11 protein-coding genes are annotated in these 9,989 nt (G+C 66.0%); 4 read left to right on the top strand and 7 right to left on the bottom strand.

From position 1 onward, the window contains the following. A partial coding sequence (locus VGR67_11970) for a hypothetical protein (protein HEV8337126.1) occupies window positions 1-412 on the top strand: 412 nt, incomplete at its 5' end. Between the two features lie 81 nt (window positions 413-493). Here VGR67_11970 and VGR67_11965 read toward each other — a convergent pair. From VGR67_11965 to VGR67_11940, 6 genes are all read right to left on the bottom strand, one after another. Then, window positions 494-994 (bottom strand): hypothetical protein, encoded by a 501-nt coding sequence (locus VGR67_11965; protein ID HEV8337125.1) that lies wholly within the window; start codon window positions 992-994, stop codon window positions 494-496. A 139-nt stretch (window positions 995-1,133) separates the two neighbouring features. Next, window positions 1,134-2,651, bottom strand: a complete 1,518-nt coding sequence (locus VGR67_11960; protein ID HEV8337124.1) for a hypothetical protein — start codon at window positions 2,649-2,651, stop codon at window positions 1,134-1,136. Continuing rightward, entirely contained in the window at window positions 2,648-3,202 is a 555-nt protein-coding gene (locus tag VGR67_11955) for a hypothetical protein (GenBank protein HEV8337123.1), read from the bottom strand. The genes VGR67_11960 and VGR67_11955 overlap by 4 nt, the downstream gene beginning before the upstream one ends. Beyond that, window positions 3,199-3,648, bottom strand: coding sequence for a dCMP deaminase family protein (locus VGR67_11950; GenBank protein ID HEV8337122.1), 450 nt, complete (start codon window positions 3,646-3,648; stop codon window positions 3,199-3,201). The genes VGR67_11955 and VGR67_11950 overlap by 4 nt, the downstream gene beginning before the upstream one ends. A gap of 23 nt (window positions 3,649-3,671) precedes the next feature. Further along, window positions 3,672-4,181: a peptidylprolyl isomerase gene (locus VGR67_11945; GenBank protein ID HEV8337121.1), complete on the bottom strand. Its 510-nt coding sequence runs from the start codon at window positions 4,179-4,181 to the stop codon at window positions 3,672-3,674. A gap of 284 nt (window positions 4,182-4,465) precedes the next feature. Beyond that, on the bottom strand, window positions 4,466-5,179 hold the full coding sequence (locus VGR67_11940; protein ID HEV8337120.1) for a peptidylprolyl isomerase: 714 nt from the start codon (window positions 5,177-5,179) through the stop codon (window positions 4,466-4,468). 131 nt (window positions 5,180-5,310) lie between these two features. On the opposite strand from VGR67_11940, the gene VGR67_11935 reads away from it, so the two are divergent. The 3 genes from VGR67_11935 to VGR67_11925 are packed head-to-tail and all read left to right on the top strand — an operon-like array spanning window position 5,311 to window position 8,467. Then, window positions 5,311-6,819: an HD domain-containing protein gene (locus VGR67_11935; GenBank protein ID HEV8337119.1), complete on the top strand. Its 1,509-nt coding sequence runs from the start codon at window positions 5,311-5,313 to the stop codon at window positions 6,817-6,819. Window positions 6,820-6,876: 57 nt separating this feature from the next. Further along, window positions 6,877-7,887 (top strand): GIDE domain-containing protein, encoded by a 1,011-nt coding sequence (locus VGR67_11930; protein ID HEV8337118.1) that lies wholly within the window; start codon window positions 6,877-6,879, stop codon window positions 7,885-7,887. A gap of 10 nt (window positions 7,888-7,897) precedes the next feature. Then, window positions 7,898-8,467, top strand: a complete 570-nt coding sequence (locus tag VGR67_11925; protein ID HEV8337117.1) for a LemA family protein — start codon at window positions 7,898-7,900, stop codon at window positions 8,465-8,467. 269 nt (window positions 8,468-8,736) lie between these two features. On the opposite strand, the gene VGR67_11920 is transcribed toward VGR67_11925, so the two are convergent. Continuing rightward, a complete protein-coding gene (locus VGR67_11920) occupies window positions 8,737-9,819 on the bottom strand; it encodes a hypothetical protein (GenBank protein HEV8337116.1) in 1,083 nt (360 codons plus the stop codon). Window positions 9,820-9,989 lie beyond the last annotated feature (170 nt).

Here is a 9,989-nt window from a genome sequence, read left to right as displayed (position 1 = left end):
GGCGCAGGTGTGGGCGGTCCTGGACGGCCGGGAGCTTGCCCGGCTGGCAGCGAGCCGCCGGCAGAGCCTGCCGGGCGTCCTTCCCGATCCCGCCATCCGGAACCTGGCCTCGGTCGTGGACGGGCGGCTGGCGGCGATCGTGTCCGAGAACCTCGGCGTCACAGTGGAGATCGACACGCTGACCGAGAAGAGCGCCCGGAACCTGGCCGACGCGGTGCGGGGAATTCTCGCCTTCGGGAAGCTCGGGACGCAGGGCCGGGATCCTGACTCGGCCGCGGCGCTGGAGACGATCTCGGTGACCGACCGCGGCAAGGTCGTCGACGTCCGGATGGAGATGCCCGGAGACCTCTTTCAGCGCCTCAAGGAGAAGTTCCGCCCGCCTACCCCCGCGAAGCCCGCCCCCGGCTCATAAAAGCACCAGAACGGGCCCGCAGCGACCGAGTTGTGTGACGCTTTACGAGTAGTGCTCAAGTCGCGAATTCGGGCGTTGTGTTTAGTCACTCGCGAGGGAGTCGCGCTGGAAGAGCAGGCGAAACCGGTAGCGCAGCTTGCCGGCGATCCGGTTCAGCGAATGGTTGCGGGGAAGGGCGGGAAAGACGGCATCCTGGCGCCGCTCGTGCCGGTCCAGCTCTTCGATGATGCGGGGGTGCTTGGGCCGCAGGGCGAGGCCTTTACGGAACGCCTCGAAGGCCTGCTTCCTGCGCCGGTTCCTCATGCTCACGATTCCGAGGTTGCAGAAGAGATCGGCATCGTAGAACTCGCGCTTCACCGCCTGCTCGCAGAGCTTCTGCCCCTCCTCCGATCTTCCCTGGGAAAGCGTCAGGGCGAGCCCCAGATAGGAGAGGTGCTTCATCCGCGGCGCGGCGCTCGTCTGCTTCTCCGTATCCATCGCGGTGCGCAGCATGGAGATGCACTGCTGGTATTGCTTATGCTCCAGCTGATCGATCGCCTTCCTGAAAAGCTCCTCGGATGTCGATGGGGATGGGTCGGGCATCGCGCCTCTCGAAAGGGTGGCCTGACGAAAACGGCCGGGGGTTAATATATTTCCAGGTCCGGCGGAGTCAACCGCCGGCCCGAAGAGGCCGGCGCGCGGTTACTTTGTCGTAATCAACCCAGGCGAGGCGCGGGAAAAACTAGGCGAGCAGCGATTTCAGGTCGTCCGCCATGGGAGAGAAGTCCATCTCCTTGCCGCCGAGCCGCTCCATGGCGTCCGAATAGCTCAAACGGCCCCCTCCCTTCCAGAGGTCCTTCAAGAAGCCTCCGACGTCCCGCTTGGCGAACCACTCCGGCCCAAAACGCTCGGCCAGCCGGCGTCTCAGCACCGATTCGAGCAGCAGTCCCAGGAGGTAGCGGGCCGAGTTGAAATGGAAGTCGGTCAGGTGGAGATAGGCCTCCGGAGCGAACCGGACGGAGCAGTGCTCGGCGATCATGTCGGAGAAGACGACGTCCATCTTGTCGGGTTGGTCGCTGGAATGGAGCGCCAGCTCGTAGCGGAACTGCGTGGCCAGGAGGCGCTGGAAATAGATCTCCTTGAGGCCCAGGGTCGCCAGGAGAGGGTCGGGATCCTTGTGCAGGCTCTTGCGCTTCGCCAGCCACCTCCGGTTCAGCAGGATGCCGCCGAACAGTCGGCCCGAGGCCTGGAAGACCGATGGAAATCCCAGGAAGCGGAACTCGAATGGCAGGGTGGGATCGACGGCCGACCGGTGCATGGCCTGCCCCGCCTCCTCCAGGAATTGCCGCAGCGCGGCGGGCCCCGCTTTTAGGCGCACCGAGACGACGAGCTCGTCCGGCACCCGGATCATGTAGGCGCAGCTCCGGTGGGATTTCCCGGACCGTTCGTCGAGGTCGTACGCGATGCGCCCGCCGGCGGTCGGATCGAGCCCCATGTCCTTCTGGATCTCCTCGACCGTGGAGACCATCTCCTTGGCCGGGAAGGCCTCGTCGAACTCCGTTCCTCCCAGGAGGTAGGCCATGTCCTCGCGGCGCAGATCGTCGAGCCCCAGGCCGAGGCGCTCGCGGGCCGCGCGCTCCATCGATTCGAAGTAGAGATCCCGCGTCCCGGAGAGGAACCGATCCACGGCTTCCCCCAGGACCTTGAGGTTCACGCCGATCTGGCGGCCGCACAGCTCGACGTGCCCGCCGCGGTTGAGCTGGTTGGAGGCGGTATGGAGATCCTTCAGGATCGAAAGAAGGATCGGATTGAGATGGCTGAAAATCCGGTGCTGCTCGCTGCCGATCAGCAGGCGCACGACCCGATCCGGCTCCGTGGCCAGCGCCGCCTGGCTGCGGCGGAAGGGGAGGGACTTGCGCCGAATCTTGAGAGTGGCCTTCCCCTGGCGGGAGTAGAGCCGGTTCTGCAGGGCGCTCACCTGGCTGTCGAGGAGCTGATCCAGCAGAAAGCTCAGCAGGTGAAAGGTCTTCGAGGCCTCTTCGCCCCGCGCCTTCCCTAGCTCCTTGGTCACTTCCTGGATCGCGCCGGGAGAGGCGAGGTCGGCGTACGACTGCTCGATGTCGAAAAGATCGGTTTCGCCCTTCAGACCGGACGAGAACAGGTATTCCTCCCGGTTGACCGCTTCCAGGTATTCTTCGCAGCGGCGGCGGATGTCCTCCAGCGCCGGGGGCGCCGGCGGCTGGATCGGCTTCCTCTTCATTCCATCCTCCTCCTCTGCAGGTCTTCCGCGATTCGGAACAGGCGCTCCACCTGGCGGTCCAGCTCGGCGATCGTCGGCTGAATGGCGTCGCCGGGGGAGACCAGGCTCATCGCCCGCCTCGAGTAGGCGCGGGCGATGGTGAGCGGCTGGCTGATCTCGTGGAACGAGCGCCGGAAGATCCGGATCAGCTTCTCGCGAAACAGCCCCTCGACCCGGGCCACGACCTCGCGGGGATCGCACGGGACGGCCACTCGATCGACCGGCTCGTCCAGCTCCGAGAGGGAGAAGCCGGCCGCCCGAGGCGGCTCGAGGAGCAGGATCGGGAGGTGGTCGTCCATCGGAGCGCCGTCCCAGAATTCCTGGATCGCGGCAAGCGACAAAGGCGCGGGGGCCTCCAGGACGAGGAGGCGCGGGCCGAGCGACCGGACCCTGTCCGGCCGGGCCTCGGCCGGCTCGAGGCGCCGGACGTCGAATCCGGCGTCCTCCAGGGCTGCGGCGATCGGCGCGGTCGACGCGCGCCCGGCGGCCAGCAGGACCGGCTGGCCCTTCATGCCGGTGCTCCGGCTTCCGCGCCGAGGTCGATCAGCTCGACCCCGACTTCCTTGGCGATGCGGAAGCTCTTCTCGTCGCGGTAGAACTCGCCGTAATAGATGCGCTTGATTCCGGCGTTGGCGATGAGCTTGAAGCAGTTCCAGCAGGGGCTCGCCGTCGTGTAGAGCTCCGCCCCGCTGATGTTCACTCCGTTCTTGGCGGCCTGGAGAATCGCGTTGGCCTCGGCATGAATCGTCGCGATGCAGTGGCCGTTCTCGAGATCGTGGCCCACTTCATCGCAGTGGGGCCGGCCGCGGATCGACCCGTTGTAGCCGGTGGAGAGAATCATCCGATCCCGCACGATGACGGCGCCGACGAACTTCCGGTCGCACGTCGAGCGGCTCGCCGCCTGGCGGGCGATGTTCATGAAATACCGGTCCCAGCCGACCCGTTCCCGCGCGGCCAAGAGACGCTCCTTTCGGACGGACTCTAGCGGCTCGAGACGGTGACGCGATCGATGGTCACCGGCTTGAGCGGCCGGTCGCTCGCGTCCCGCGGCGTGTTGGCGATGGCGTCGACCACCTCCAAGCCCGTCAGGACCCGGCCGAAGATCGAGTACTGGTTGTCCAGGAATTTGGAGTCCTTCTGCACGATGAAGAACTGACAGGAGGCGGAGTTGGGATCGGTGCTTCGGGCCATGGAGACCATACCGCGGACGTGGCTGGCCTTGTCGGAATGGCTGAATTCCGCCTTGATGCGCCGCGGGCCGCTTCCAGTTCCCCACGCGGAGACGTTGTCGGTCCGGGTGTTCGGATCGCCTCCCTGGATCATGAAGCCGGGGATGACGCGATGAAACTTCGTGCCGTCGTAGAAGCCGTTTTGGGCCAGCTCCAGGAAGTTCTTCACGTGCTCCGGAGCGAGCTCCGGAAGGGGCTCGAACGTGACGGTTCCCATGCTGGTCTGGATCGTGGCGATCGACTTCCCGGGCGTGGTTTCCATGTATTCCTCTCCTGGACGTGAGAAAAGATGATATAGCAAGGTCCCCCCAGGTGTACAGGGCGGATCCGCCGGGGTCCCGGTCAACTGCCGGAGCCTCCAGGGGTTGTGACCTGCAGATCGTAAGAGACAAATCCCAGGCGACGCGGGCCGCGGATACTGGCTTAAGTTCGCGCGGCCGGAGCCGACTGCCTTTGACCCGCGGGCGTGGTTTCTACGCCCGTCGGGTCCAAGGGCAATCTACTTTGAGGGAAGTGGAGAATCCGAATGTCGGGTCCAAGGGCAATTCACTTCGGTGAAGAGGAGTCTCCCGATTTCGGGACCGTAGCCTTCGGCTTAGCCTCAGATTTCTGGATCGTGGCGGACTTGATGTAATCCAGATTCGGGAAAGACTTTGTCAGGTAGGAGTTTCCTTCGGTCTGGGAGCGGCCCTGGTCCGGTCCTCGGCCCTGGGGCGCTCCCTCGCCGTAATCGGCGTAGAGCTTGTCGACGACCTCCATCCCCTCGGTCACCAGGCCGAAGGGGGCGAAGCCCTGTCCGTCCAGCATCGCGTTGCGGTCGTTGTAGTTGATGAAGACCTGGGTGGTTCGCGTCCCGGGGCCGGCCGTGGCAAAGGTGACGTATCCGCGCTTGTTGCTCTGGGCCACCGGATCGTCGGGAATCCTCGCCTCGCGCCAGACCTGGTTGAGCGCCGCATCGCCGTTGATCCCGAACTGGACCATGAATCCCGAGATCACCCGGAAGAAACGGGCCTGGTCGTAGTAGCCGTTCTTCACGAGGTTGTAGAAGCGGTCGGCGCCGTTCGGCGCCCAGGCGCGCGTGACTTCGACGACGAAATCGCCTTTCGAGGTGACGAACTTCGCTTTGAAGGTCTCGGGAGCCTTTTCATTGAGGGCCGAGGGGTTCATCAGCTTCGGGTTGGCCGCCAGAGCCGGAGCGCCGGCCGAAACGAGGAAAATGGCGAAGCAGGCGCCCAGGGCAAGGAACTTCACGATTCGCATCACCGTCTCCATGGAGAGGAAATTTTATACGAGCGGTCGCAGGCGCCATTACTTTAGATGAGGGACGCCGGAGGGTCAAATCCGGCTCTCCGGGCCCGGTCTGGGCCGGTCGAGCTTGTATAATCCGGGCCATGAGTTCCGCCACCCTGGATTCCCGCGTGACGGCCCTCGCCGCCGCCCTGAAGGAGGCGGGCGGCAGCGCCTACCTCGTCGGAGGATGGGTCCGCGATCTCGCGAGGCTGCGCCTGGAAGGCCTCGACGGCTATCCGGAGCAGCAGGAGATCGACGTCGAGGTCTACGGCCTGCCGGCCGAGCGGCTCGCGGCGCTCCTCCAGCGCTTCGGCCGAGTCAATCTGGTCGGAGAGTCCTTCGCCGTCTTCAAAGTCGTGCCGGAAGCCCGGGACGAGGGCGGCGCCGCGGGAGCCACGATCCCCGTTTTCGACGTGAGCCTGCCGCGCCGCGACAGCAAGGTGGCCGCAGGCCACCGGGGCTTCGCCGTGACGGGAGACCCCGATCTCTCGCAGTGGGAGGCGTCGCGGCGCCGTGATTTCACCGTGAACGCCATGCTCTTCGACCCTCTCTCCGGCGCGCTGCTCGACCCCTGGGGCGGGCAAGCCGACCTGAAGGCGAGGGTCCTGCGGGCCGTCGACCCCGCCACCTTCGCGGAGGACAGCCTCAGGGTCCTGCGCGCGGTCCAGCTCGCCGCCCGGCTGGAGTTCGAGATCGATCCCGGCACGGTCGCGCTTTGCCGCTCGATCGAGCTTTCCGATCTCCCCGCCGAGAGGATCTGGGGCGAGTTGGAGAAGCTGCTTCTCAAGGCGCGCCGGCCGTCGCGCGGCATGGAATGGGCCGATCGGCTCGGAGTCGTGGACCAGCTGTTTCCGGAGGTGGCGGTGCTGAAGGGCTGCCCGCAGGAGCCGGAGTGGCACCCGGAGGGCGACGTCTGGACCCACACCCTCCTCTGCCTGGATCGGGGCCGGGAGGAGACGGAGGGTCTCGATCGGGAGAGGCGCCTGACGGTGATGCTCGCGCTTCTTTGTCATGACTTCGGCAAGCCCCTCACGACGGCGGTGATCGACGGCCGGATCCGCTCCATGGATCATGAGGACGCGGGCGTCGCGCCGACGCGCTCCTTCCTGGACCGGCTCAACCTTCATACGCTCGGAGGCTACGATCTGCGCGAGCAGGTGGTGCAGCTCGTCGCGCACCACCTCACGCCGAGCCATTTCTTCAAGAACCGGGATCACGTCGGGGACGGGGCGTTCCGCCGCCTCTCCCGGAAGCTGGAGCCCGACCTTCTGTATCGCGTCTCCCGGGCCGATTGCCTCGGCCGCACGGGAGAGTTCGAAACCGATGCCCAGGAATGGTTCCGGGAGCGCGTCCGATCGCTGGGCGTCGAGGTGAAGCCTCCGGCGCCGATCCTGATGGGAAGGCATCTGCTCGCGATGGGGCTCGCCCCGGGGCCGCGCATCGGAGAGATCACCCGGGCGGTCTACGAGATGCAGCTCGACGGCCGCGTGGGAACCCTGGAGGAGGCGCTCGCGGGGGCGCAGCGGCTGCTCCTGCCGGCGGGGGAGCTTGCCGGCGGCGCCGGCACCGGCCGGGCCGGCGGGAATTCCGGGCGCGGGAAGGGGAGGTGAGGTTGCGAAACCCCCGCGCGGCGTTATATTTGCGGACTGGAGGACGGTGAAAAGACCATGCGGGTCACCTGGGACGTCGGCGGCTTCAGCCAGCCCGGCAAGCGACTGGTCTCGATTGTCATGGCGATCATCTTTGCCGTGGTGGCTGGAAGCCGGATTTTCTCCTCGGGACCGGGAGTGAGCGCCTCCTGGATTCTGGACCTCGCCGCGGCGGTGGGCGCGGGTTTCCTCGTGCGCTACGGCTTCCGCCAGCTGCGCAAGAAGAACATGATCGAAAACGTGCCGTCGTCGCCCATCCGGTCGGTTGCCATGGGCCTCTCCGAGATCAAAGGGAGCGCTCCCCGGGAGGCGGCTTTGGCGGCCCCGCTGTCGGGAGCCCGCTGCCATTACTTCCGGTACCTGGTGGAGGAGGAGCGGCAGCGCAGCAAGGGGGGCAAGGAGTGGGTGACGGTCGACCAGGGGAAATCGAACGTCCCGTTCCAGGTCGAGGACCCGACGGGCAGGATCCTCGTCAACCCGGAAGGCGCCGACGTCATCCTGCAACGCGACTATCAGAGAATCGACCGCGCCGAAGGGTGGTTCGGCAGGCGCAAGCGCTATTCCGAGTGGCGCATCGATCCGCGCGACGGTGTCTACGTCCTCGGCACGGTGTCGAAGCAGCGGGACCTGCTCGAGGATCGGCGCGCCGCCCTGAGCGAGAGACTCCGCCAGGTCAAGCGGGATCCCGGCGCCGTGAAGCGCTTCGATCTCGACGCCAACGGGACGCTGGACGAGCAGGAATGGGCGGGAGCGGTCGCGGTCGTGAGGCAGGAGCTGCTCCAGGAGGAGGCGGGAAGAGCGGCGGCGGAGCCGCAAGCGAGCCTGGTGGTGGGAGTGGGAGAGACCGAGTCGACGTTCGTGATCTCGGATCGCGACGAGAGGAGCATCGCCCGGCTGCTCGGTTGGAAGGCGTTCGGATGCATCGGGCTCGGCGGCGCCGGCGCGCTGGCGATGATGACGTCGCTTCTGGGCCGTTTCGGGGTCTTGCCGGGAGGCTGGACCTTCCCGTGGGCTTCACTTTTCGGATAGGGAGGAGACGATGGGGATCGTCGTGCTGATCGGGCTCGTGGTCTTGACGGTGATCGCGGTCGGCTATCTCATCGGCATTTACAACCAGCTCGTGCAGATCAAAGTGAACGTCGACAAGTCGTGGGCCAACATCGAGGTGTTGGAGAAGCAGCGCTACGACGAGATCCCGAAGCTGGTGAAGGTGTGCGAGGGGTACATGCAGTACGAGCGCGGGACGCTGGAGAAGGTGATCGAGGCGCGCAGCCGCTTCCTGCAGGCGAAGGGCCCCGCCGACATGGCTCAGGCCGGCGCCGAGATGGGGGGCGCGCTGAAGAGCCTCTTCGCCCTGGCGGAGGCCTACCCCGACCTCAAGGCGAACCAGAATTTCACCCAGCTCCAGCAGCGCGTCAGCGCGCTGGAGAACGAGATCGCCGATCGCCGCGAGTTCTACAACGAGTCGGTGACCATCAACAACGCGCGCATCCAGCAGGTGCCTTACGTCTTCCTGGCGGGAACGCTTTCCATGACGCAGCGGGAGATGTACAAAGTCGCCCCCGCCGAGAAGGAATCGCCCGAGATCAAGTTCGCGATGCCCGCTTAGGCGTCTCGTCCCTGAAATTCCGTCACATCCGGCCGTCGAGCCATCCCGGCTGGCGGCGTTGCGACCTCGCTGGCGTACCGCTTTGGGTACGCGACGCTCGGGCGCGCCTTGCCATCCGGGCGCCTCGACGGCCTCGGTTGGAACGTTATTTCAGAGACGCGGCGCTCCTATAGCATCCCAAAATCGTCAATTCCTTCGACGCTCGATGGCCATGACTTGCCGCCTTTGCCGACAGCGCCGACGGTGAAACCCCGGCGGTGCGAATGCTCCTAATCTGCACTGCAATACCCGGGGGTCGGGGGGCCGGTGGGAAGATCGGGCCGCGGCGGCTCCGGGAGGACGGGCGTGGGCGGAGTCCGATCCAGCCCGGGCGCAGCGCCCCCGAATCGGAAAGAATATCCCGCCAGGACGATGTAGTCGGGGAACGTCGCGTCTCCGGGGTTCCCGGTGTAAGGATTCGGCCGGCGATTGCGCACCAGCCCCTTCGGCACGTACAGCGACCAGGTCGAGCGGCTCGTGGAATAGATGATTCCGGGCTCGACGAAGGTCTCGTAGCCCGGCCGCCGCCAGCCGTGGCTGTCGCCGAACAGGTCGTACCGGGGCAGTCCTTCAATTCGAAAGCCGAGGCTCAGGCTGAGCCGGTCCTTCACGACCGGGAAAGCGGCCCCCACGCGGGCGACGTATTGGTCGGGAACGGAGTTCTCGATGATTCCCGCGAACGCCGGATTGGCTCCGAATCCGAGCCCGACGATGATCGACGGCGTCCCGTTGGTGTCGCGCGGATTCGCGAGGTAGGTCCCCGATCCGTAGAACGTGACGTGCTTCAGGCTCTTGTAGCCCTGGAGGTCGAAGAGAATTCCCCACCCTCCGTCTCCCGGCTGAATCGACTGATCGACCGCCTTGACGGTGTTGTTGGTCCCGTTGATGTTGGGGTACTCGTCCTCCGCGTCGTAATCGCCGGTCGGTGCCTTGACCCCGATCCCGGCGGCGATGTTCCCGCGCGGATGCTTCGACGGGCTGAGAAGCCAGAAGCGGGCGATGGCGCTCGCGTCGCCGATGCCGCTCGCGTTCTGCTCGCGCCGCGGTCCCAGCGGAGCCGTCGTCGGCTCCGGGATCGACCAGGTGGCGTTGACGATCGGCAGGCTGCCGAAGACGCTGAACCGCTGCGTGAAGTTGTACGAGGCGCCGAGATCGTAGAGCTGCTGGGTGTTGAGGACGAAGTTGCCTGCCGATTTGCGCTGGTACTGGAATTTGGTGCCGTTGTAGTGGTCGTTGGAGCGCAGCCCGCGATAGTTCAGCGAGAGCTGCCATTCATGGGGAGTGAAGGCGATCGACTCGGACGCGCCGAACACGGGCGCGTTGTTCCGGATGAGGACTCACCCCTGCGCCCAGGCCGGCTTGCCGGGAAGCAGCGCCGCCAGGGCGACAAGGGCCGCCGGGCCGAGAACCCGAAAGGTGCGCGCGTTGAGGCGCTGAAAGACCCGTCCCATCATGCTGTTCCCCCTCAAGGCCGACTGATCTA

It is taken from the genome of Candidatus Polarisedimenticolia bacterium (genome assembly GCA_036004685.1).
Lineage (GTDB): Bacteria > Acidobacteriota > Polarisedimenticolia > Gp22-AA2 > AA152 > DASYRE01.
This window is presented reverse-complemented; position numbering and strand designations above follow the sequence as displayed.